Origin of the sequence: Scandinavium sp. UTDF21-P1B (assembly GCF_040750395.1) — a bacterium.
In the GTDB taxonomy this organism is placed as follows: Bacteria; Pseudomonadota; Gammaproteobacteria; order Enterobacterales; family Enterobacteriaceae; genus Scandinavium.
The window spans coordinates 37,888-59,462 of the sequence record NZ_JBFLVD010000010.1; the positions used below are offsets into that span (position 1 = coordinate 37,888).

Sequence of the window (21,575 nt, forward strand, 5' to 3'; positions counted from 1 at the left end):
GTTTTTTCTTTTTTAAATAAGGCCAATACGATGGATTTCCTTATCGATGATATCGACCAGGCAATTATTGCCTGTCTGACGAAAGATGCCCGGGTATCGCTGAAAGTGTTGAGTGCCCACGTCGGGCTGACGTCACCAAGTACCGCTGAGCGGCTCAAGCGTCTGGAAGAGCGGGGCGTCATTGAGGGATACAGCGCCAAAGTGAACCTGGCCGCGCTGGGCTATACCTTGCAGGCGCTGGTCCGGGTCAAACCGCTACCTGGCGCGCTGCTCAAAGTGGAGAGATATCTCCAGGCGATGACGCAATGCATTGAATGCGACAAGGTAACCGGGGAGGACTGCTTTGTGGCCAGGCTGGTCGTGAAGGATATCGGTCAGTTGGACACGCTGCTTGATGGACTCTCAGAGCTGGCGCAGTCCAATACGTCGATTGTGAAGAGTTCGCCTGTTGGGCGGCGGTTGCCTGGGGTTTAAGGGCTGATTTCCGCCCGGTGGCGGCTTCGCCTTACCGTGCCTACGGTGACAGTGCGTATTTGTAGCCGGTAAAACGGAGTGCCACCGGGAAAGTATGGCGTGAAAAATCCTTCTCGCTACGGAATGCTAAGTGATTCCAGGCATTGAGTTAGCTGAGAGGCTTTATAAGGAGAGGGTGGCGGGGGAAGGATGACTCGTCGCGAAAGCGACTCACCCTTCGGGTCGTTGCCTGAGGCAACGCTTTCTCACTGCGTTCGAATCGAACCTTGGTCGAAGCTTCTCATCCTTCCCCGTACGGAGAAAAATTAGCTTTGGCGTTTGAGATTGAACTGGATGCTTAATGCGAAATGGTGGCGGGGGAAGGATTCGAACCTTCGAAGTCGATGACGGCAGATTTACAGTCTGCTCCCTTTGGCCGCTCGGGAACCCCGCCAGGGGTATGAACTTCTTGAGCGATGATGGTGGTAGGGGAAGGATTATTCGTCGCTTCGCTCCTCACCCTTCGGGCCGTTGCCTTTGGCAACGTTCTCTCGCTGTCGCGAGAGTCGAACCTTAACCGAAGGTTCTCACCCTTCCCGATAAGTGCAAACTTCACATCTTCTCATCGGTGTTACCACATTGCTGTGGTGAATAATGGTGGTGGGGGAAGGATTCGAACCTTCGAAGTCGATGACGGCAGATTTACAGTCTGCTCCCTTTGGCCGCTCGGGAACCCCACCACGGGGTAATGCTTTTACTGGCCTGCTTCTGTCTGGAAGCGGGGCGCATCATATCAAATGATGCGCCCCTGTAAAGCCTTCCTTTCAGGAAAATGAACCGTTTGCGTACTTTTTACGCGTAACGTTTAAAAGCACTACAGCGCATTTTGCCTTTACAGAATGATCGTTCGGTTGCCGTAGACAAACACGCGCTGAGCCAGCACCTGGTATAGCGCACGGCTAAGCACATTTTTTTCCACGTCACGGCCGGCACGCATCATATCTTCGGCGGTATAGGTGTGATCGACATGAATGACGTCCTGCATAATAATCGGGCCTTCATCCAGGTTGTCGTTCACGTAGTGCGCAGTAGCGCCGATAATTTTCACACCGCGATCGTAGGCCTGTTGATAAGGACGTGCACCAATGAAAGCTGGCAGGAACGAGTGGTGAATATTGATGATTTTGTTCGGGAAGCGGGACACAAAGGCTGGCGTCAGGACGCGCATGTATTTTGCCAGTACCACGTAATCTGGCTGATAAGCATCAATAGCGTCGGCCATCAGCGCATCGTGCTCTTCACGGGTATGCCCCTCATGGCTGACCAACTGGAAAGGCACGTCGAATTTTTCCACCAGCGAGCGCAGCGTGTCGTGGTTGCCAATAACGGCGGCAATTTCGACGTCAAGACCGCCGTAGTTGGCCTTCATCAGCAGATCGCCCAGACAGTGCGCCTCTTTGGTCACCAGAATCACGACGCGACGGCGGCCCGCAGGGGTCAGCTCGCGGATTGAGCCTTCAGGCAATGCGCTATCGAGGTCTGCCAGCAGCGTGGCATCGTTGAAGATCCCCTCCAGCTCGGTACGCATAAAAAAGCGGCCAGTTCGATGATCGACAAACTCGTTGTTTTGCACGATGTTCAGCTCGTGCTTGTAGCAGATGTTGGTAATACGTGCGATCAGCCCTTTTTGATCGGGGCAGATTGTACGCAACACTTTTCGTTGTAATGAGTGCATTGCGAGGGAAATCCTGTAGACGGTGTTTGCTGTACTGTGTGCGGCCTCATTGACCGCAGCATTTTTTAAACTTTTTACCCGAGCCGCAGGGACATGGGTCGTTGCGGCCAATCAGAGGACGTGTACCATCAATGTAATACCATTGTCCATTTTCTTTTAAGAATCTTGAACGCTCAATCAGCGCACCACTCTTGTTATGTTCACGAAAGCGGGCAACGAAGCTGACATAGCCTTCATTGGGCGTCTTGCCTTCGTCGGCGGCGAAAATCGTCAGCCCAAGCCATTCGGTGCCCGAGAAGCTTTGTTCAAGATCGTGACGAAAGGCCTGAGGCTCACAGGACGGATGCCAGGTGCTGAGCAGGTAATCGGCGTCTTTCATGACAAAAGCGCTGTAGCGTGAACGCATGAGCTGCGAGGGAGTTAGGGGCAGTTCGCTTCCTGAAAGATATCGCTGGCAACATAGGCTATACTCCAGAGCGCTGCCGCAGGGGCAAAGTGAATGCATAAATGCCTTCCCGTGGATGTTGAAAAAGAGACGCAACTGCGCCGGCGGCAAATATGGTAACTGAGCAGTGGCGATGTGGCTACGTTGGTAATGGGGTTCAACACAGGCAGGAATGAGAAAGCTAAAAATTGGCCTGGCCTTAGGTTCGGGTGCCGCGCGCGGATGGTCACATATTGGTGTCATCAAAGCGTTGCAGAAAATGGGCATTGAAATTGATGTCGTTGCCGGATGTTCCATCGGTTCGCTGGTGGGTGCAGCTTATGCCTGCGATCGCTTATCTGTCCTGGAAAAATGGGTCTGCTCCTTCAGTTCATGGGACGTATTGAGGTTGATGGATCTCTCCTGGCGACGCGGTGGACTGCTTCGCGGTGAGCGTGTTTTCAGCCACTTTCGCCAGCTGATTCCTGTCGATACTATTGAGTCCTGCGAACGGCGCTTTGCAACCATCGCCACCAATCTCAGCACGGGTCGTGAACTCTGGTTCACCGAGGGCGATCTACACCTTGCCGTGCGCGCCTCTTGCAGTATCCCTGGACTGATGTCTCCGGTTATGCACAATGGCTACTGGCTGGTTGATGGCGCGGTGGTCAATCCGGTACCGGTTTCGCTCACGCGAGCGCTGGGTGCCGATATTGTCATTGCTGTCGATTTGCAGCATGACGCGCATTTAATGCAACAAGATCTGCTGTCCGTGAACCTTCAGCCCGATCAACAGTCTTCAGAAAATGATGAATCGCTCACTTGGCACGAACGTTTTCGGGCGCGGCTAGGGCGGATGACATCGCGCCGGACGGCTATTACCCCCACGGCTATGGAGATCATGACGACCTCCATTCAGGTGCTGGAAAACCGATTAAAACGCAACCGTATGGCGGGTGACCCGCCGGATATCCTGTTGCAACCTTTTTGCCCACAAATTTCGACGCTCGACTTCCACCGTGCGCCCGCGGCCATTGCCGCAGGACAGCTCTCGGTTGAGAAAAAAATGGACGAACTTTTACCGTTGGTCCGGAGCCAGAGTTAGGGCATTTTTCGATGACTTCAGCAAAATCTGACAGGCGATAGCGCGAATAGCGTGCCACTATTTACTTATCGTTTGTCAGGGGAGATACCATGACGCAGCCATTGGCGGGAAAACTGATTCTTATCGTCGAAGACGAACCTGTTTTCCGCTCACTGTTGGATTCGTGGCTTTCATCGCTGGGCGCAAACACCGCCCTGGCCGAAGATGGCGTGGATGCCCTGGAAAAAATGGCGACGTTGAGCCCTGACCTGATGATTTGCGACATCGCCATGCCGCGGATGAATGGTCTCAAACTGATCGAATTTCTGCGTAACAATGGCAAGCAGCTGCCGATTCTGGTTATTTCTGCCACTGAAAACATGGCGGATATTGCCAAAGCCCTTCGGCTTGGTGTTCAGGATGTGCTGCTGAAACCCGTTAAAGACCTGAACCGGCTGCGTGAGACGGTTTTTTCCTGCCTTTATCCCACCATGTTCAATTCCCGCGTGGAAGAGGAAGAACGTTTATTCGAGGACTGGGATGCGCTGGTGAATAATTCATCGGCGGCAGCAAAATTACTTCAGGAGCTTCAGCCACCTGTCCAGCAGGTTATTTCGCATTGTCGAATTAATTATCGTCAACTTGTGGCGGCGGATAATCCCGGCCTGGTGCTCGATATTGCACCACTTTCAGATAAAGATCTGGCTTTTTATTGTCTTGACGTGACGCGAGCGGGGGATAATGGTGTTTTAGCCGCACTTCTTCTGCGCGCACTCTTTAATGGGCTGCTGCAGGAACAGCTTGCGCATGAAGGGCAGCGTCTGCCTGAATTAGGCAGTCTGCTTAAACAGGTCAATCAATTGTTGCGTCAGGCCAATTTACCCGGACAGTTCCCTCTGCTGGTCGGGTATTACCACAGCGGAATTAAAAATCTGATTCTCGTCTCTGCGGGACTTAATGGCACCCTTAACACCGGTGAGCATCAAATACAGATCAGCAACGGTGTGCCTTTAGGCACACTGGGTAATGCTTATTTAAACCAAATTAGCCAGCGCTGTGAATCGTGGCAGTGCCAAATTTGGGGGGCTGGTGGTCGCTTACGCTTAATGTTGTCTGCGGAATGAACAATTAGTCAGAATGCGCGGATATTGAGTCTGCGCTTTCAGACAGTGGTGGTACTATCAGCAGGTTTTATGCGTAAAATCCTAATTCAAGGTTAACGTGTCCTTTTCAGACCAGGCTGCTCAGTCGGTACTGATATACTCAACGCGTTATTAATTAACGAGCACGTTCAAAAGTTGAACAGTTCAGGAGATTTCAATGGCTGCATTAAATTCAAAAGTCACTAAGGCCGTAATCCCGGTAGCGGGATTGGGCACCAGGATGTTGCCCGCGACGAAAGCGATTCCAAAGGAAATGCTGCCGCTGGTTGACAAGCCATTAATTCAGTATGTTGTCAATGAATGTATTGCCGCAGGCATTACTGAAATTGTGCTGGTAACCCATTCGTCTAAAAACTCTATCGAAAACCATTTTGATACCAGTTTTGAACTTGAAGCGATGCTGGAAAAACGCGTTAAGCGCCAGCTCCTGGAAGAAGTACAGTCAATTTGCCCGCCGCACGTTACTATTATGCAGGTCCGTCAAGGGCTGGCGAAAGGTCTGGGTCACGCGGTGCTGTGTGCTCACCCTGTTGTCGGTAATGAGCCTGTAGCGGTTATTCTGCCAGACGTCATTCTGGATGAATATGAGTCCGATCTGTCCCGCGATAACCTGGCGGAAATGATTAAACGTTTTGATGAAACCGGTGCAAGCCAGATCATGGTTGAACCTGTTGAAGACGTGACCGCGTACGGCGTGGTTGACTGCAAAGGCGAAACGCTGAATCCGGGCGACAGCGTACCGATGGTGGGTGTGGTTGAGAAGCCAAAAGCTGACGTGGCGCCGTCTAATCTCGCTGTCGTAGGTCGTTACGTTCTGAGCGCAGAAATCTGGCCACTGCTGGCGAAAACGCCTCCGGGAGCCGGGGATGAGATCCAGCTGACCGACGCTATCGATATGCTTATCGAAAAAGAAACCGTTGAAGCTTACCACATGAAAGGTAAGAGCCACGACTGTGGGAATAAGCTCGGCTATATGCGTGCGTTCGTTGAATATGGTATCCGCCATAATTCACTGGGTGCTGATTTTAAAGCCTGGCTGGAAGAAACTGTCGGCACAGGTAAGTAATTCACTACTGAGCCGTATCAACCGGGGCGCTGAAAAGGTCCCGGTTTTTTATTGCCTGGCGTTGAGTTTGCTTTAAAACTAAGCAAAAGGCGCGGAATACAGCAATGGCAGGATAAAAAAAATCCCGCGAAGCGGGATTTTCAACAATGGCAGAAGCCAGAAACAAAGATTAGATCAGGAAATCGTCGAGAGATTTACCTTGCTCGTCCATTGCTTTTTTGATGATTGCCGGGGTACGACCCTGGCCGGTCCAGGTTTTGGTTTCGCCGTTTTCATCAACGTAGCTATATTTTGCCGGACGTGCAGCACGTTTAGCTTTTGCACCAGATTTGCTTGCTGCAGCAATGCTGTTCAGCAGTTCATTTGGGTCAATGCCATCGGCAATCAGCATTTCACGGTATTGTTGCAGTTTACGAGTACGCTCTTCAACTTCAGCCGCCGCCGCGCTTTCTTCTTCACGACGCTCGTTAACAACAACTTCTAATTTCTCCAGCATTTCTTCGAGCGTTTCCAGGGTGCATTCTCTTGCCTGCGCACGAAGAGTACGGATGTTGTTCAAAATTTTAAGTGCTTCGCTCATTGTAGTATTCTCAAACTTATATTGTGGGGTGGTTTGTTGAGGTAATAATAGAGCGTTAATTTCAGATGTGCAATAGGGGGGATTGTAAGGAACTAAAAATATCCCTTATTTAGCGCAACGAATAATAAGGCAAAGTTAAATTTTACGCGCCACTTCACATCCTGGGGGCTTATTGCCTGGGGGCAATCTTAAGAACACCCTTACAAAGTATGTTCTTTTTGCTTGTTACCCTTCGTGTATATATCTTGTTAAGCCAAATATCGGTCATTCGTATTAGACTGGCAGCATAAAGGAAATTTCTCACTATTCGATAGAACCTGAATCATCACCTGACTAAACTCTTTTGCGGAATCTGCGACTTGCTGGAACCATTTTCTCAGGATCCTCTTAAGCAAAAGTGGCAGTGTAAACACCTATCCATTTGTTATTATAGATAAGAAGAACTTAATATTTTGCCTGGTTGAACGCCTGAATGCCGCGAGCAGATGCGCTGAAATCGATTGTGAATATGGTACAATTCGTGCCATTAAATCACGACGATTGAGGTGATGCTTCTAATGGCACAGCTTTATTTCTACTACTCTGCGATGAACGCGGGGAAGTCCACTGCATTGTTACAGTCCTCTTACAATTACCAGGAGCGTGGCATGCGCACCCTGGTTTATACCGCTGAAATTGATGACAGGTTTGGAGCTGGCAAGGTTAGCTCCCGTATCGGACTGTCGTCCCCGGCAAAGCTTTATAACCCACAGACCTCCCTGTTTGATGATATCGCCGCCGAAAACGCTCAGACGCCTGTACACTGCGTTCTGGTTGATGAGAGCCAGTTCCTGACCCGTGAGCAGGTCTACGCGTTGTCAGAGGTGGTAGACGAGCTGGATATTCCTGTGTTGTGTTATGGTCTGCGTACGGATTTCCGCGGTGAGCTGTTTATTGGCAGCCAGTACTTGCTCTCCTGGTCAGATAAACTGGTGGAGTTAAAAACTATCTGTTTTTGTGGACGTAAAGCCAGCATGGTTCTTCGTCTTGATCAGGAAGGCCGCCCATATAATGAAGGCGAGCAGGTGGTCATCGGTGGAAACGAGCGCTATGTCTCTGTTTGCCGTAAGCACTATAAAGAAGCCCTGCAGGAAGGGTCGCTTAGCACGATTCAGCAGCGGGTGAGAGGAAAGGCAGAAGCTTAACGTTTTTTATCTATTTCTGAGCCATAAAAAAACCCGCCAATTGGCGGGTTTTTATTTTCAGGCTTTAAGTTAAGCGGTTTTCTTCGCTTTCTTGTCAGCTTTAGCTGGTGCAGCCGCTTTTTTCTCGGTTGCATCACCTTCTGTGTACTCACGACCATAGTAAGTATCCAGCAGGATCTGTTTCAGCTCAGCAATCAGTGGGTAGCGTGGGTTAGCACCGGTACACTGGTCATCAAACGCGTCTTCAGACAGTTTGTCGACGTGTGCCAGGAAGTCAGCTTCCTGAACGCCCGCTTCGCGGATGGACTTAGGAATACCCAGTTCAGCCTTGATGCTTTCCAGCCATGCCAGCAGTTTCTCGATTTTCGCCGCGGTGCGGTCGCTGGAAGAGGTCAGACCGAGGTGGTCAGCGATCTCTGCATAGCGACGACGAGCCTGCGGACGGTCGTACTGGCTGAAAGCGGTCTGCTTGGTCGGGTTGTCGTTCGCGTTATAGCGAATAACGTTGCTGATCAGCAGGGCGTTCGCCAGACCGTGTGGAATGTGGAACTGAGAGCCCAGTTTGTGTGCCATGGAGTGACATACACCGAGGAAGGCGTTTGCAAACGCGATACCGGCGATGGTCGCTGCACTGTGAACACGTTCACGAGCAACCGGGTTTTTAGAACCTTCGTGGTAAGACGCTGGCAGGTTTTCTTTCAGCAATTTCAGTGCCTGCAGAGCCTGGCCGTCGGAGAACTCGGACGCCAGTACAGAAACGTAAGCTTCCAGGGCGTGAGTCACCGCATCAAGACCACCGAACGCACACAGAGACTTAGGCATGTCCATGACGAGGTTAGCATCAACGATAGCCATGTCTGGGGTCAGCGCATAGTCAGCCAGTGGATATTTCTGGCCGGTTGCATCGTCGGTTACAACCGCGAATGGCGTCACTTCCGAACCGGTACCGGAAGTGGTGGTGACCGCAACCATCTTCGCTTTCACGCCCATTTTCGGGAACTTGTAGATACGTTTACGGATATCCATAAAGCGCAGCGCCAGCTCTTCGAAGTGGGTTTCAGGATGTTCGTACATGACCCACATGATTTTCGCGGCGTCCATTGGGGAACCGCCACCCAGTGCGATGATCACATCTGGTTTGAAGGAGTTCGCCAGTTCTGCACCTTTACGTACAACGGTCAGAGTAGGGTCAGCTTCAACTTCGAAGAACACTTCAGTTTCAACGCCAGCGGCCTTCAGAACAGAGGTGATCTGGTCTGCGTAGCCGTTGTTGAACAGGAAGCGGTCGGTCACGATCAGCGCACGTTTGTGGCCATCGGTAATCACTTCATCCAGCGCGATTGGCAGGGAGCCACGGCGGAAGTAGATAGATTTCGGAAGTTTGTGCCACAACATGTTTTCAGCTCGCTTAGCAACGGTTTTCTTGTTGATCAGGTGTTTTGGACCAACGTTTTCAGAGATGGAGTTACCACCCCAGGAACCACAACCCAGAGTCAGGGAAGGTGCGAGTTTGAAGTTGTACAGGTCACCGATACCACCCTGAGAAGCCGGGGTGTTAATCAGGATACGCGCGGTCTTCATTTTGTCGCCGAAGAATTTAACGCGCTCAGGCTGGTTGTCCTGGTCGGTGTACAGGCAAGAGGTGTGGCCGATACCGCCCATCTCAACCAGTTTCTCTGCTTTCACAACGGCATCTTCGAAGTTCCTGGCGCGGTACATTGCCAGAGTCGGAGACAGTTTTTCGTGAGCGAACGGTTCGGACTCGTCAACAACGGTCACTTCACCGATCAGGATTTTGGTGTCTGCTGGTACGGTGAAGCCTGCCAGTTCAGCAATTTTGGTTGCTGGCTGACCAACGATTGCGGCATTCAGCGCGCCATTTTTCAGGATGATGTCCTGAACGGCTTTCAGCTCTTTGCCCTGCAACATATAGCCGCCGTGGGAGGCGAAACGCTCGCGAACGGCTGCATAAGCAGAGTCAACCACGATGACGGACTGTTCAGAAGCACAGATTACGCCGTTGTCGAAGGTTTTGGACATCAAGATGGAGGCAACAGCACGTTTCACATCAGCGGTTTCATCAACAACAACCGGAGTGTTACCTGCGCCTACGCCGATAGCGGGTTTACCGGAGCTGTATGCAGCTTTAACCATGCCCGGGCCGCCGGTCGCCAGAATCATGTTGATGTCCGGGTGGTGCATCAGGGCGTTAGACAGCTCCACGGAAGGCTGGTCAATCCAGCCAATCAGATCTTTCGGTGCACCCGCCGCGATGGCAGCCTGCAGCACAATATCAGCGGCTTTGTTGGTTGCATCTTTCGCACGTGGATGCGGAGAGAAGATGATGGCGTTGCGGGTCTTCAGGCTGATCAGCGATTTGAAGATTGCAGTAGAAGTTGGGTTGGTGGTCGGTACGATACCGCAAATGATGCCGATTGGCTCAGCGATGGTGATAGTCCCGAAGGTGTCGTCTTCAGACAGAACACCGCAGGTTTTCTCATCTTTATAGGCGTTGTAGATATACTCAGAAGCAAAGTGGTTTTTGATCACTTTATCTTCGATGATACCCATGCCAGATTCGGCAACGGCCAGTTTCGCGAGAGGGATTCGAGCATCTGCAGCAGCCAGCGCGGCCGCGCGGAAGATTTTATCAACCTGTTCTTGGGTGAAGTTGGCATATTCACGCTGGGCTTTTTTTACGCGCTCGACGAGTGCGTTCAGTTCAGCGACGTTAGTAACAGCCATAATGCTCTCCTGGATAATGTTAAACTTTTTTAGTAAATCAGCTGTGCGATACGTCAGTATAGTCAGACCGCCAACAGCTTGCGTAAGAGCCATGAAATCAACAGGTTACTTACGATCTTCTCTCCACTGATTTACTAAAAGAGCCTTCCATTACACCCGGTTAAGGAACCGGGCTACTCCCTGGTGCGATATCAAGATTACCCACTTCTGAGTACAAATTGCGTGATCTAAATCAAGATTACACCAAGCTGACTCCTTTCAGCAGGCCGCTTTTAGCGGTTTGTATCAAGTGTTAAAAGATCGTGGTTTCGGACCGAAATAACATTAGCATAATTTAAACAGATACATAACAACGTCTGTCAGTCGCGTTTTCGAGTAGAATTGTGGTGAAGAATGCCGGCAAACAGCGTATCTTCAGCGCGTTTTCCATGATGGCTGAACGTCAACTACCACATTTGATGAGGGCGCGGAGTTACCGTGATTCAATCGCTGTTCGATTTTCCAACCTATATTAAGTTTTTCATTGGCTTATTCGCACTGGTAAACCCGGTGGGCATCATCCCGGTGTTCATCAGCATGACCAGTTATCAGACCGCACCCGCGCGCAATAAAACCAACCTGACGGCTAACCTTTCAGTCGCCATCATTTTATGGACCTCGCTGTTCCTCGGTGACGGCATTCTCCAGCTTTTCGGCATATCGATAGACTCCTTCCGTATTGCCGGTGGGATCCTGGTGGTGACCATTGCGATGTCGATGATCAGTGGGAAACTCGGCGAGGATAAACAAAACAAGCAGGAAAAATCAGAGACGGCTATTCGCGAGAGCGTGGGCGTTGTCCCGCTGGCTCTTCCGCTCATGGCGGGGCCGGGGGCAATCAGTTCAACGATCGTCTGGGGAACGCGTTATCACAACTGGGCTCACTTGATTGGTTTCTCCGTAGCAATTGCGTTGTTCGCGCTCTGCTGTTGGGGGCTGTTTCGCATTGCACCGTGGCTGGTACGCCTGCTTGGTCAAACCGGTATCAACGTCATCACCCGTATAATGGGTTTGCTGCTAATGGCGCTGGGGATTGAGTTTATTGTGGCCGGCATCAAATCCATTTTCCCGGGTCTGCTGGCATAGTCGTAAACAGGAAACGGGGCAGCCGCTTCGTTTCCTCTTTCATCTATTAGCAAATCATATCAAAAAAACTGAAATATCCGCCGGTAATCATTGCCGCTTATACATCCATAAATTCAGTCTTATCAATGCATTAACCTACCGTTTTTTCAATACTGCCTCGCGCAATAATGTTATTTTTATTACATGATACTCTTACGCTTGCCGTGGGATAATTGAAATGTTATTAGTAATTTCAATGTTCAGACAGAGTAATGTGCTAAATAATAACCAATTGTTAAATTATTGTGCAAAAACTCTTCGGCGTCATCCTTATCAACGGTATGCCGTAGTGATGATTTTAACTACTTGATTATAAAGCAATAAATATTTAACTTCTCGTTGGCTTCATTCGAAACCTGCGTCACAAAAGAGAATTGGTTAACAAATTTGCAAAATGTATTGGCGGGCGGGAAAGGCATTTGATACTTTCCGCGCAGGCGCTTCGCGGCACAAAACGCGGAGATGAGAATAATTTCCAAATAAATCTCCTGGCGCGAAAAGAACACCGTTTATCCCGACAGGGGGGATAACGTAAAGAATCGACGTAAGGTTGCCGAAAAAGAGTGACCGTAATAAAGAAGTCGGTGATAGCACGCAGTAAACCACCCGACACGCGCTTTCACTCCTGCGCGGTACGGGAAACCCTTCGGGGATTAAACAGGCTGGCACAAGCCAGTAATTATAATGAGCGGAGTATCAACACAATGTCCATCATCACAAAAAAAAGCCTCATCGCAGCGGGTGTTTTAGCTGCACTTATCGCAGGAAATGCAATGGCTGCAGACGTTCCTGCGGGCGTTAAGCTGGCAGACAAGCAGACGATGATCCGTAACAACGGTGCAGAGCCGCAGTCGCTGGATCCCAATAAAATTGAAGGCGTGCCGGAAGCAAACGTCAGCCGCGATCTTTTCGAAGGCCTGCTGATTACTTCGACCACAGACGGTCACCCGATCCCGGGCGTTGCAGAAAGCTGGGATAACAAAGATTTTAAAGTCTGGACCTTCCATCTGCGTAAAGATGCAAAATGGTCCAACGGCGAGCCGGTAACGGCACAAGATTTCGTTTATAGCTGGCAGCGTCTGGTGGATCCGAAAACCGCGTCCCCGTATGCGAGCTATCCGCAGTACGGCCACATTCTCAACGTTGATGAAATCATCGACGGCAAAAAGCCCACTTCCGATCTTGGCGTGAAAGCCATTGACGATCACACGCTGGAAGTCACCTTGAGCGAGCCGGTGCCTTACTTCTATAAGCTGCTGGTTAACCCGGCAATGTCTCCGGTCAACAAAACCGCCATCGAGAAATTCGGTGAGAAGTGGACCCAGCCTGCCAACATCGTCACCAATGGTGCTTACAAGCTGAAAGACTGGGTGGTGAACGAGCGCATCGTAATGGAGCGCAACCCGAACTACTGGGATAACAAAAAAACCGTTATCGACCAGATCACCTATCTGCCAATCTCTTCTGAAGTCACGGACGTCAACCGCTATCGCAGCGGCGAAATCGACATGACCTATAACAACCTGCCGATTGAGCTGTTCCAGAAGCTGAAAAAAGAGATCCCGACCGAAGTTCACGTTGACCCGTATCTGTGTACTTACTACTACGAAATCAACAACCAGAAAGCACCGTTCACCGATGTGCGCGTCCGTACCGCGCTGAAGCTTGGCCTGGATCGCGACATCATCACTAACAAAGTAAAAGCGCAGGGCGACCTGCCAGCCTACGGTTACACCCCACCGTATACCGATGGCGCGAAGCTGACCGAACCAGACTGGTTCAAGCTGACCCAGGAACAGCGTAACGCGGAAGCGAAAAAGCTGCTGGCGGAAGCAGGTTACACGGCTGATAAGCCGCTGACCTTCAACCTGCTGTACAACACCTCCGATCTGCACAAAAAACTGGCTATCGCTGCGGCTTCTATCTGGAAGAAAAATCTTGGCGTGGACGTGAAGCTGGTGAACCAGGAGTGGAAAACCTTCCTGGATACCCGTCATCAGGGGACCTATGACGTTGCACGTGCGGGCTGGTGTGCGGACTATAACGAACCTACTTCCTTCCTGAACACCATGCTCTCTGACAGCTCCATGAACACCGCGCACTATAAGAGCCCGGCGTTTGATGCGATCATGAAGCAGACTCTTCAGGTGACTGACGAAGCACAGCGTTCTGCGCTGTATGACAAAGCTGAACAGCAGCTGGGCAAAGACTCAGCGATCGTTCCGGTCTATTACTATGTGAACGCCCGTCTGGTGAAACCATGGGTTGGCGGTTATACCGGTAAAGATCCGATGGACAATATCTACACCAAAGATCTGTACATCATTAAGCATTAATGGCAATCCGTGGGGCAGCGTAACGTTGCCCCACCGTGTCTTATTTCACGCACTATCGCATGACCGCGCAGCCTGACTGCCGGGACATGTAAAAGGCACACGCCAGAAGGTACGGGCAATGTTGAAATTTATATTACGTCGCTGTCTGGAAGCGATTCCGACACTCTTTATTCTTATTACGATTTCCTTCTTTATGATGCGTCTTGCGCCGGGCAGTCCATTTACCGGGGAACGCACGCTGCCGCCGGAAGTGATGGCGAACATTGAAGCGAAATATCACCTGAACGATCCCATCGGCGTCCAGTATTTCAATTATCTGAAGCAGCTGGCGCACGGTGATTTTGGACCGTCATTCAAATATAAAGATTACTCGGTGAACGACCTGGTGGCTGCGAGCTTCCCTGTGTCGGCCAAATTAGGCTTTGCGGCCTTTTTCCTCGCGGTTATCCTGGGCGTTAGCGCCGGGGTGATTGCCGCGCTGAATCAAAATACGAAATGGGATTACGCCGTCATGGGGGTGGCGATGACCGGGGTGGTTATCCCGAGCTTCGTGGTCGCGCCGTTGCTGGTGATGATATTTGCCATCACGCTGCACTGGTTGCCCGGCGGCGGCTGGAACGGCGGGGCGCTGAAGTTCATGATCCTGCCGATGGTGGCGCTGTCGCTGGCCTACATCGCGAGCATCGCGCGTATTACCCGTGGTTCGATGATTGAAGTGCTTCACTCTAACTTCATTCGTACCGCGCGTGCAAAAGGGCTTCCGATGCGTCGCATCATCTTCCGTCATGCTCTGAAGCCAGCTCTGCTGCCCGTGCTTTCTTACATGGGGCCAGCGTTTGTCGGGATTATCACGGGTTCAATGGTTATCGAAACCATTTATGGTCTGCCGGGCATCGGTCAGCTGTTCGTGAACGGCGCGTTGAACCGTGACTACTCTCTGGTGCTGAGCCTGACCATTCTGGTCGGTGCGCTGACCATCCTGTTTAACGCGATTGTTGACGTGCTCTATGCCGTTATCGATCCGAAAATCCGTTACTGACGCTGGAGTTCGCCATGATGTTGAGTAAGAAAAACAGCGAGGCGCTGGAACACTTCAGTGAAAAACTGGAAGTTGAGGGCCGCAGCCTTTGGCAGGATGCCCGCCGTCGTTTTATGCATAACCGCGCGGCAGTCGCCAGCCTCTGTGTGCTGGTGGTGATTGCGCTGTTCGTAACCCTGGCGCCGATGCTGTCGCAGTTCAGCTATTTCGATACTGACTGGGGCATGATGTCCAGCGCGCCGGATATGATTTCCGGTCATTACTTCGGCACGGATTCTTCTGGTCGTGATCTGCTGGTGCGCGTGGCAATTGGTGGACGAATCTCACTGATGGTCGGCATTGCTGCCGCGCTGGTTGCCGTTGTGCTGGGCACGCTTTACGGCTCACTTTCCGGCTATCTGGGCGGCAAAGTGGACTCGGTGATGATGCGTCTGCTGGAAATCCTGAACTCCTTCCCGTTCATGTTCTTCGTTATCCTGCTGGTGACCTTCTTCGGGCAAAATATCCTGCTGATCTTCGTGGCTATCGGGATGGTCTCCTGGCTCGATATGGCGCGTATCGTGCGCGGTCAAACGTTAAGCCTCAAGCGCAAAGAGTTTATTGAAGCCGCGCAAGTGGGTGGCGTATCGACCGCCAGCATCGTCGTGCGTCATATCGTGCCCAACGTGCTGGGCGTGGTGGTGGTTTATGCCTCACTGCTGGTGCCAAGCATGATCCTGTTTGAATCATTCCTGAGCTTCCTCGGTCTGGGTACCCAGGAGCCGCTCAGCAGCTGGGGCGCATTGCTGAGTGATGGCGCCAACTCCATGGAAGTTTCGCCATGGCTGCTGCTGTTTCCGGCAGGTTTCCTGGTGGTAACCCTGTTCTGTTTCAACTTTATCGGCGATGGCCTGCGTGATGCCCTCGATCCGAAAGACCGCTAAGGAGTGATGCCATGAGCACGATTGAAATGGTTAACGCCCCGCAGCAGCAAAAATCAGGTCTGCTGCTGGATGTGAAAGATTTACGGGTGACTTTTGCCACGCCAGACGGCGATGTGACGGCGGTAAATGACCTCAACTTCAGCCTGAAGGCGGGGGAGACGCTTGGGATTGTCGGCGAGTCCGGTTCCGGAAAATCCCAGACGGCATTCGCCCTGATGGGCCTGCTGGCGCAGAATGGCCGCATTGGCGGCGTCGCGAACTTTAACGGTCGCCAGATCCTGAACCTGCCGGAAAAAGAGCTGAACAAACTGCGCGCTGAGCAGATCTCAATGATTTTCCAGGATCCGATGACTTCGCTGAACCCGTACATGCGCGTCGGCGAACAGCTGATGGAAGTGCTGATGCTGCATAAAGGCATGGGCAAAGCGGAAGCGTTTGAAGAGTCGGTCAAAATGTTGGATGCGGTGAAAATGCCGGAAGCGCGCAAGCGCATGCGCATGTTCCCGCACGAGTTTTCCGGCGGTATGCGCCAGCGCGTGATGATCGCCATGGCGCTGCTGTGCCGGCCAAAGCTGCTGATTGCCGATGAGCCGACCACCGCGCTGGATGTGACCGTTCAGGCGCAGATCATGACTCTGCTGAATGAGCTTAAGCGTGAGTTCAACACGGCCATTATCATGATCACCCACGACCTTGGCGTCGTTGCCGGTATTTGTGACAAAGTGCTGGTGATGTATGCCGGGCGCACCATGGAATACGGCAATGCGCGTGATGTGTTCTATCATCCTGCGCACCCCTATTCGATGGGCTTGCTCAACGCGGTGCCTCGTCTGGATGCGGAAGGTGAAGCGCTGCTGACCATTCCGGGCAACCCGCCGAACCTGATGCGCCTGCCGAAAGGCTGTCCGTTCCAGCCGCGCTGTCCGCACGCGATGGACATTTGTCATTCCGCTCCGCCTCTGGAGGAGTTTGCGCCTGGCCGTTTACGCGCCTGCTTTAAACCGGTGGGGGATCTGGTATGAACGCCGTGACCGAAGAAAGAAAAGTTCTGCTCGAAATTGCCGATCTGAAAGTGCATTTCGACATCAAAGACGGCAAACAGTGGTTCTGGCAGCCGTCAAAAACCCTGAAAGCCGTTGATGGCGTGACGCTGCGCCTGTATGAAGGTGAGACACTGGGCGTGGTAGGTGAGTCCGGCTGCGGTAAATCCACGTTCGCGCGTGCAATTATTGGTCTGGTCAAAGCAACCGACGGTAAAGTGGCATGGCTGGGCAAAGATCTGCTGGGCATGAAGCCGGACGAATGGCGCGCCGTGCGCAGCGACATTCAGATGATTTTCCAGGATCCGCTGGCTTCTCTGAACCCGCGTATGAACATCGGCGATATCATTGCTGAACCACTGCGCACCTATCATCCTAAAATGCCACGTCAGGAAGTCCGCGACCGCGTGAAGGCGATGATGATGAAAGTGGGGCTGTTGCCAAACCTGATTAACCGCTATCCGCACGAATTCTCAGGCGGCCAGTGCCAGCGTATCGGGATTGCCCGTGCGCTGATCCTTGAGCCGAAGCTGATTATCTGTGATGAGCCGGTGTCGGCGCTGGACGTGTCGATCCAGGCCCAGGTGGTGAATCTGCTTCAGCAGCTGCAGCGCGAAATGGGGCTGTCGCTGATCTTCATTGCACACGATCTGGCAGTAGTGAAGCACATCTCCGATCGCGTGCTGGTGATGTATCTCGGCCACGCGGTGGAGCTGGGAACCTACGATCAGGTCTATCACAACCCGCTGCATCCCTACACGAAAGCGCTGATGTCCGCAGTGCCTATTCCAGACCCGGATCTGGAAAAAAACAAAACGATACAGCTGCTCGAAGGTGAACTGCCGTCGCCAATCAACCCGCCATCAGGTTGTGTATTCCGCACCCGCTGCCCGATTGCCGGGCCGGAATGCGCGAAAACCCGGCCGGTGCTGGAGGGCAGTTTCCGACACGCCGTATCCTGCCTGAAGGTGGACCCGCTATAATTTCCCGGGCTGACAACTGTCAGCCCTTTTTATTGGCAGGTTATTTTGGCTGATGCCCTGCGGTCCGTGCGCGCGCATTTATACCGCTTCTGTTTAATCGGCGTACCCGCCGCTGCGAACTATTGCTGCACCTGTGAAATTACGTTACCGGACGGGAAATGAAAAAGGCTGCCAATGGCAGCCTTTTTGTGATTTCAGCGTGTGGCTTACTCTTTCCACAGAATGTGGCAGATTTTGTGGTCCTTTTCGCGACACAGCAGGACGCGGGCGAAGATATCGTTAATCTCTCCGCCGTCGGTGTCCGCAAGGCCAATCACCACTTCGGCGAAGAAGTCCGGGTTTAAATCGAAATCGACGTGCTCCTGCCAGTCCTCCGCCGGATCGAAAAGCTCTGCACCGCCGCGCTCTTCAAACTGCAGGTTAAACAGAATGATATCTGCCGGGTCGAGGTTATCGCCTGCCAGTTCGAGAAAAATATCGTAGGCCTGTTCAAGCGTTTCGTCTTCGGTCAGACGATTATTTAAATCCATATCCATGATGACACCCTGATTCTCAGCTAATGGGCACGTTTTACAGCAACGGGCTGAAGAAGTAAAACAGTCGCTCGGCGCCACGCTGCCACAGCGGACGTTTTAACCAGCGCTCTGGATCCAGCAGCCGCGAGCGTGAAATGTAGTCGTCCTGAACGGCAGCCAGGTCACCGCCGAAGCCAACATCGTCAATGGCAAGCGTTATCTCAAAGTTCAGCCACAGGCTGCGCATATCGAGATTAACGGTGCCCACCAGGCTCAGCTCACCGTCAACCAGTACGCTTTTAGTGTGCAGCAGGCCGCCTTCAAACTGGTAAATTTTGACGCCCGCGGCCAGCAGTTCGGTGAAGAAAGCCCGGCTGGCCCAGCCCACCAGAACCGAGTCGTTCTTGCGCGGCATGATAATGCTGACGTCCACGCCACGCTGTGCGGCGGTGCAGATAGCGTGCAGCAGATCGTCACTCGGCACGAAGTAGGGCGTGGTCATAATAAGATATTCACGCGCGGAGTAGGCAGCGGTCAGCAACGCCTGATGAATCAGATCTTCCGGGAAGCCCGGGCCAGATGCAATGGTGTGAATCGTGTGCCCGCTGGCTTCCTCGAACGGCATAATGTTGACGTCCGGAGCCGGGGGTAAAATGCGCTTGCCCGTTTCGATTTCCCAGTCGCAGGAATAGACAATGCCCATTGAAGTGGCAATCGGGCCTTCCATTCGGGCCATCAAATCCACCCATTGTCCCACGCCCGCATCCTGCTTGAAGAAGCGTGGATCGACCATATTCATGCTGCCGGTATAGGCAATATAGTTGTCGATCATGATCATTTTGCGATGCTGACGGAGATCCATACGGCGAAGGAAGACACGCATCAGATTCACTTTAAGGGCTTCGACGACTTCGATCCCTGCATTGCGCATCATCGTAGCCCAGGGACTGCGGAAAAAGGCGACGCTACCGGCGGAGTCGAGCATCAGGCGGCAGTGCACCCCGCGGCGCGCGGCGGCCATCAATGATTCGGCTACCTGGTCGGCCATGCCACCGGGCTGCCAGATGTAGAAGACCATCTCAATATTGTGCCGGGCGAGCTGAATGTCGCGGATCAGCGCCTGCATGACGTCGTCAGATTCGGTCAGCAACTGCAGCTGATTGCCTTTTACCCCGGCGATACCCTGACGACGTTCACAAAGTCTGAACAGAGAACTGGCGACGGGGCTGTTTGATTCAGCAAAAATATGATTGCAGGCTTTAAGATCGTTGAGCCATTTTGCCGTTGACGGCCACATAGCGCGAGCGCGTTCGGCACGGCGTTTCCCTAAATGCAGTTCCCCCACGGAGAGATAAGCGATGATCCCGACCAAAGGCAGAATATAAATGATCAGCAACCATGCCATCGCTGAAGGTACCGCGCGTCGTTTCATCAGGATGCGTAACGTCACCCCCGCGATTAACAACCAGTACCCCAGAATGACCAGCCAACTCACCACGGTGTAGAAGGTTGTCATAAAAAATCCTTTTGAAAGCCTGTTGTTAAGAGTGTACGCGGAAGGCCTCATCTGGCAAACAAAAACAGGGGCAAAACCGCTGGTCACCCGGACGCAAGGGTTTATAATGTGCGCTCTTTCATCTCAGAGATGTGGAAATGAAGCGTAGCAGAAACGAAGTGGGGCGTTGGCGGATGCAGCGACAAGCGAGCCGTCGAAAAGCGCGGTGGCTGGAAGCCCAGTCGCGACGCAACATGCGCATCCACGCGATCAGAAAATGTCTGGTGGCCCGGCAGCGAAATTCACTGCTTTTTGCCATCTACGAATTCTGAAAGCAAAAAAAGGCACCGTTCGCGGTGCCTCATGTTTTTTCAGGCTTCAGAAGACTTTTTTGTAGGGGCGTACTTTAACTTCACCATATACACCCGCCGCGACGTACGGGTCTGCTTCTGCCCAGGCCTGCGCCTTTTCCAGCGAAGCAAATTCCGCAATGACCGTTGAACCGCTAAACCCGGCCGCGCCTGGATCGTTACTGTCCACGGCAGGCATTGGACCGGCCGTCAGCAGACGACCTTCATCCTGCAGCAACTGAAGGCGAGCGAGGTGGGCAGGGCGAACCGATAACCGTTTTTCAAGAGAGTCGGCGACATCTTCAGCATAAATCACGTAAAGCACGGGCACAGCTCCTTATTCATCAATTGTCGAAACACGGTATTTCAAAGCGTCGGCGACTGCAATGCAAAGATTTACCCACTGCGTAACCTGTCGCACAGCTGTACTTATTTTGCCCAACAGCCACAGAAAGTTGACCGAAGATAAGATGGCTTATTGAATATGATTGCTATTTGCATTTAAAATCGGACCATCATTTTTCAACTGCAACGATTATGACTTCAATGACCCTCGATTTACCTCGCCGTTTTCCGTGGCCCACATTGCTCTCTGTGGCTATTCACGGTGCCGTAGTGGCAGGTCTGCTTTATACCTCGGTACATCAGGTTATTGAACTGCCGGCACCCGCACAGCCGATCACGGTAACAATGGTCTCACCTGCGGATCTGGAGCCACCTCAGGCCGTACAGCCACCGCCGCAGCCGGTCGTTGAGCCCGAACCGGAGCCGGAAGTGGTTCCTGAACCCCCGAAAGAAGCCCCGGTGGTTATCCATAAGCCCGAACCGAAACCCAAACCGAAGCCAAAACCAAAGCCGGTGAAAAAGGTGGAAGAGCCTAAGCGCGAACCGAAACCTGTTGAACCGCGCCCGGCGTCGCCGTTTGAGAATTCAACGTCGCAGAGCCGCCCGGCCACCAATACTGCACCTGCCCCCAGCAAACCGGCGGTGACGGCACCAACCGGTCCGCGCGCGCTGAGCCGCGGTGAGCCGCAATATCCGGCACGTGCGCAGGCGTTACGCATCGAAGGTAAGGTGCGGGTGAAATTTGACGTCACGCCGGACGGTCGCGTGGACAATGTCGAAATACTCTCTGCGCAGCCCTCAAACATGTTTGAGCGTGAAGTGAAGACGGCACTGCGCAAATGGCGCTACGAGCCGGGTAAACCGGGCAACGGCATCATCATGAACATTGAGTTCCGCCTGAAGGGCGTGTCCATCAACTAACTTGATGACGGATAAGGAAGAAGCCCCGAA

Annotated in this window: 20 protein-coding genes, 2 tRNA genes and 2 other RNA genes; 13 read left to right on the top strand and 11 right to left on the bottom strand. The window is 52.4% G+C overall.

From position 1 onward, the window contains the following. Nucleotides 1-30 precede the first annotated feature (30 nt). Nucleotides 31-474: an Lrp/AsnC family transcriptional regulator gene (locus AB1287_RS05775; RefSeq protein ID WP_435617217.1), complete on the top strand. Its 444-nt coding sequence runs from the start codon at nt 31-33 to the stop codon at nt 472-474. Between the two features lie 173 nt (nt 475-647). Here the strand turns inward: AB1287_RS05775 and AB1287_RS05780 are convergent. The 6 genes from AB1287_RS05780 to AB1287_RS05805 form a co-directional block, all read right to left on the bottom strand. Next, nucleotides 648-779: non-coding RNA, RtT sRNA (locus AB1287_RS05780), on the bottom strand. Between the two features lie 43 nt (nt 780-822). Continuing rightward, nucleotides 823-907, bottom strand: a tRNA-Tyr gene (locus AB1287_RS05785). Between the two features lie 26 nt (nt 908-933). Next, nucleotides 934-1,065, bottom strand: a non-coding RNA gene (locus AB1287_RS05790) — RtT sRNA. A gap of 43 nt (nt 1,066-1,108) precedes the next feature. After that, a tRNA-Tyr gene (locus AB1287_RS05795) sits at nt 1,109-1,193 on the bottom strand. 152 nt (nt 1,194-1,345) lie between these two features. Then, nucleotides 1,346-2,188 (bottom strand): formyltetrahydrofolate deformylase, encoded by an 843-nt coding sequence (gene purU / locus AB1287_RS05800; protein ID WP_435617218.1) that lies wholly within the window; start codon nt 2,186-2,188, stop codon nt 1,346-1,348. Between the two features lie 46 nt (nt 2,189-2,234). Further along, nucleotides 2,235-2,693 carry a YchJ family protein gene (locus tag AB1287_RS05805; RefSeq protein ID WP_312625786.1) on the bottom strand — a complete coding sequence of 153 codons (459 nt, stop codon included), beginning with the start codon at nt 2,691-2,693 and terminating at the stop codon, nt 2,235-2,237. 112 nt (nt 2,694-2,805) lie between these two features. Between AB1287_RS05805 and rssA the strand changes: the two genes are divergently transcribed. The 3 genes from rssA to galU all read left to right on the top strand — a co-directional run bounded on the left by rssA (nt 2,806) and on the right by galU (nt 5,925). Continuing rightward, nucleotides 2,806-3,717 carry a patatin-like phospholipase RssA gene (rssA, locus tag AB1287_RS05810; RefSeq protein WP_312625785.1) on the top strand — a complete coding sequence of 304 codons (912 nt, stop codon included), beginning with the start codon at nt 2,806-2,808 and terminating at the stop codon, nt 3,715-3,717. An 89-nt stretch (nt 3,718-3,806) separates the two neighbouring features. Then, nucleotides 3,807-4,820, top strand: a complete 1,014-nt coding sequence (gene rssB, locus AB1287_RS05815) for a two-component system response regulator RssB (protein WP_435617219.1) — start codon at nt 3,807-3,809, stop codon at nt 4,818-4,820. 196 nt (nt 4,821-5,016) lie between these two features. Next, nucleotides 5,017-5,925: a UTP--glucose-1-phosphate uridylyltransferase GalU gene (gene galU / locus AB1287_RS05820; RefSeq protein WP_312625782.1), complete on the top strand. Its 909-nt coding sequence runs from the start codon at nt 5,017-5,019 to the stop codon at nt 5,923-5,925. A 169-nt stretch (nt 5,926-6,094) separates the two neighbouring features. Here the strand turns inward: galU and hns are convergent, their stop codons facing one another. Next, on the bottom strand, nt 6,095-6,505 hold the full coding sequence (gene hns, locus AB1287_RS05825; RefSeq protein ID WP_312625781.1) for a histone-like nucleoid-structuring protein H-NS: 411 nt from the start codon (nt 6,503-6,505) through the stop codon (nt 6,095-6,097). Between the two features lie 557 nt (nt 6,506-7,062). Between hns and tdk the strand changes: the two genes are divergently transcribed. Then, a complete protein-coding gene (gene tdk / locus AB1287_RS05830; RefSeq protein WP_435617220.1) occupies nt 7,063-7,689 on the top strand; it encodes a thymidine kinase in 627 nt (208 codons plus the stop codon). Nucleotides 7,690-7,758: 69 nt separating this feature from the next. On the opposite strand, the gene adhE is transcribed toward tdk, so the two are convergent. Beyond that, nucleotides 7,759-10,434 carry a bifunctional acetaldehyde-CoA/alcohol dehydrogenase gene (adhE, locus tag AB1287_RS05835; protein ID WP_312625779.1) on the bottom strand — a complete coding sequence of 892 codons (2,676 nt, stop codon included), beginning with the start codon at nt 10,432-10,434 and terminating at the stop codon, nt 7,759-7,761. A 477-nt stretch (nt 10,435-10,911) separates the two neighbouring features. On the opposite strand from adhE, the gene AB1287_RS05840 reads away from it, so the two are divergent. The 6 genes from AB1287_RS05840 (at nt 10,912) to oppF (ending at nt 17,919) form a co-directional block, all read left to right on the top strand. Beyond that, the gene (locus AB1287_RS05840; protein WP_312625777.1) at nt 10,912-11,559 is read left to right on the top strand and encodes a YchE family NAAT transporter; all 648 of its coding nucleotides are present in this window, start codon (nt 10,912-10,914) and stop codon (nt 11,557-11,559) included. 743 nt (nt 11,560-12,302) lie between these two features. Further along, nucleotides 12,303-13,934 (top strand): oligopeptide ABC transporter substrate-binding protein OppA, encoded by a 1,632-nt coding sequence (oppA, locus tag AB1287_RS05845; RefSeq protein ID WP_312625775.1) that lies wholly within the window; start codon nt 12,303-12,305, stop codon nt 13,932-13,934. Between the two features lie 118 nt (nt 13,935-14,052). Next, complete coding sequence (oppB, locus tag AB1287_RS05850) at nt 14,053-14,973, top strand: oligopeptide ABC transporter permease OppB (RefSeq protein ID WP_097163997.1); 921 nt, start codon at nt 14,053-14,055, stop codon at nt 14,971-14,973. A 14-nt stretch (nt 14,974-14,987) separates the two neighbouring features. Continuing rightward, the gene (gene oppC, locus AB1287_RS05855) at nt 14,988-15,896 is read left to right on the top strand and encodes an oligopeptide ABC transporter permease OppC (RefSeq protein WP_435617221.1); all 909 of its coding nucleotides are present in this window, start codon (nt 14,988-14,990) and stop codon (nt 15,894-15,896) included. A gap of 11 nt (nt 15,897-15,907) precedes the next feature. Then, nucleotides 15,908-16,918 carry an ABC transporter ATP-binding protein gene (locus tag AB1287_RS05860; RefSeq protein ID WP_435617222.1) on the top strand — a complete coding sequence of 337 codons (1,011 nt, stop codon included), beginning with the start codon at nt 15,908-15,910 and terminating at the stop codon, nt 16,916-16,918. After that, a complete protein-coding gene (gene oppF / locus AB1287_RS05865) occupies nt 16,915-17,919 on the top strand; it encodes a murein tripeptide/oligopeptide ABC transporter ATP-binding protein OppF (protein ID WP_312625770.1) in 1,005 nt (334 codons plus the stop codon). Before AB1287_RS05860 ends, oppF begins: the two co-directional genes overlap by 4 nt. Nucleotides 17,920-18,125: 206 nt before the next feature. Here the strand turns inward: oppF and AB1287_RS05870 are convergent, their stop codons facing one another. Both AB1287_RS05870 and cls read right to left on the bottom strand, forming a co-directional pair. Then, complete coding sequence (locus AB1287_RS05870) at nt 18,126-18,455, bottom strand: HI1450 family dsDNA-mimic protein (RefSeq protein ID WP_097163992.1); 330 nt, start codon at nt 18,453-18,455, stop codon at nt 18,126-18,128. Between the two features lie 34 nt (nt 18,456-18,489). Next, nucleotides 18,490-19,950 (bottom strand): cardiolipin synthase, encoded by a 1,461-nt coding sequence (gene cls, locus AB1287_RS05875; protein WP_312625769.1) that lies wholly within the window; start codon nt 19,948-19,950, stop codon nt 18,490-18,492. Between the two features lie 137 nt (nt 19,951-20,087). Between cls and AB1287_RS05880 the strand changes: the two genes are divergently transcribed. Further along, entirely contained in the window at nt 20,088-20,261 is a 174-nt protein-coding gene (locus tag AB1287_RS05880) for a YciY family protein (RefSeq protein WP_312625768.1), read from the top strand. Between the two features lie 46 nt (nt 20,262-20,307). Here AB1287_RS05880 and AB1287_RS05885 read toward each other — a convergent pair whose 3' ends face one another. Beyond that, complete coding sequence (locus AB1287_RS05885) at nt 20,308-20,604, bottom strand: YciI family protein (RefSeq protein ID WP_312625767.1); 297 nt, start codon at nt 20,602-20,604, stop codon at nt 20,308-20,310. 221 nt (nt 20,605-20,825) lie between these two features. Here AB1287_RS05885 and tonB point away from each other — a divergent pair, with 221 nt between their 5' ends. Further along, nucleotides 20,826-21,545 (top strand): TonB system transport protein TonB, encoded by a 720-nt coding sequence (gene tonB, locus AB1287_RS05890; RefSeq protein WP_435617298.1) that lies wholly within the window; start codon nt 20,826-20,828, stop codon nt 21,543-21,545. The last annotated feature ends 30 nt before the right edge of the window (nt 21,546-21,575 follow it).

Excerpts from the sequence above, each read along its gene's own strand:
- AB1287_RS05775 (WP_435617217.1), top strand. The coding sequence starts at position 31 with ATGGATTTCCTTATCGATGATATCGACCAGGCAATTATTGCCTGTCTG.
- purU (WP_435617218.1), bottom strand. The coding sequence starts at position 2,188 with ATGCACTCATTACAACGAAAAGTGTTGCGTACAATCTGCCCCGATCAA.
- AB1287_RS05805 (WP_312625786.1), bottom strand. The coding sequence starts at position 2,693 with ATGCATTCACTTTGCCCCTGCGGCAGCGCTCTGGAGTATAGCCTATGT.
- rssA (WP_312625785.1), top strand. The coding sequence starts at position 2,806 with ATGAGAAAGCTAAAAATTGGCCTGGCCTTAGGTTCGGGTGCCGCGCGC.
- rssB (WP_435617219.1), top strand. The coding sequence starts at position 3,807 with ATGACGCAGCCATTGGCGGGAAAACTGATTCTTATCGTCGAAGACGAA.
- galU (WP_312625782.1), top strand. The coding sequence starts at position 5,017 with ATGGCTGCATTAAATTCAAAAGTCACTAAGGCCGTAATCCCGGTAGCG.
- hns (WP_312625781.1), bottom strand. The coding sequence starts at position 6,505 with ATGAGCGAAGCACTTAAAATTTTGAACAACATCCGTACTCTTCGTGCG.
- tdk (WP_435617220.1), top strand. The coding sequence starts at position 7,063 with ATGGCACAGCTTTATTTCTACTACTCTGCGATGAACGCGGGGAAGTCC.
- adhE (WP_312625779.1), bottom strand. The coding sequence starts at position 10,434 with ATGGCTGTTACTAACGTCGCTGAACTGAACGCACTCGTCGAGCGCGTA.
- oppA (WP_312625775.1), top strand. The coding sequence starts at position 12,303 with ATGTCCATCATCACAAAAAAAAGCCTCATCGCAGCGGGTGTTTTAGCT.
- oppB (WP_097163997.1), top strand. The coding sequence starts at position 14,053 with ATGTTGAAATTTATATTACGTCGCTGTCTGGAAGCGATTCCGACACTC.
- oppC (WP_435617221.1), top strand. The coding sequence starts at position 14,988 with ATGATGTTGAGTAAGAAAAACAGCGAGGCGCTGGAACACTTCAGTGAA.
- AB1287_RS05860 (WP_435617222.1), top strand. The coding sequence starts at position 15,908 with ATGAGCACGATTGAAATGGTTAACGCCCCGCAGCAGCAAAAATCAGGT.
- oppF (WP_312625770.1), top strand. The coding sequence starts at position 16,915 with ATGAACGCCGTGACCGAAGAAAGAAAAGTTCTGCTCGAAATTGCCGAT.
- AB1287_RS05870 (WP_097163992.1), bottom strand. The coding sequence starts at position 18,455 with ATGGATATGGATTTAAATAATCGTCTGACCGAAGACGAAACGCTTGAA.
- cls (WP_312625769.1), bottom strand. The coding sequence starts at position 19,950 with ATGACAACCTTCTACACCGTGGTGAGTTGGCTGGTCATTCTGGGGTAC.
- AB1287_RS05880 (WP_312625768.1), top strand. The coding sequence starts at position 20,088 with ATGAAGCGTAGCAGAAACGAAGTGGGGCGTTGGCGGATGCAGCGACAA.
- tonB (WP_435617298.1), top strand. The coding sequence starts at position 20,826 with ATGACCCTCGATTTACCTCGCCGTTTTCCGTGGCCCACATTGCTCTCT.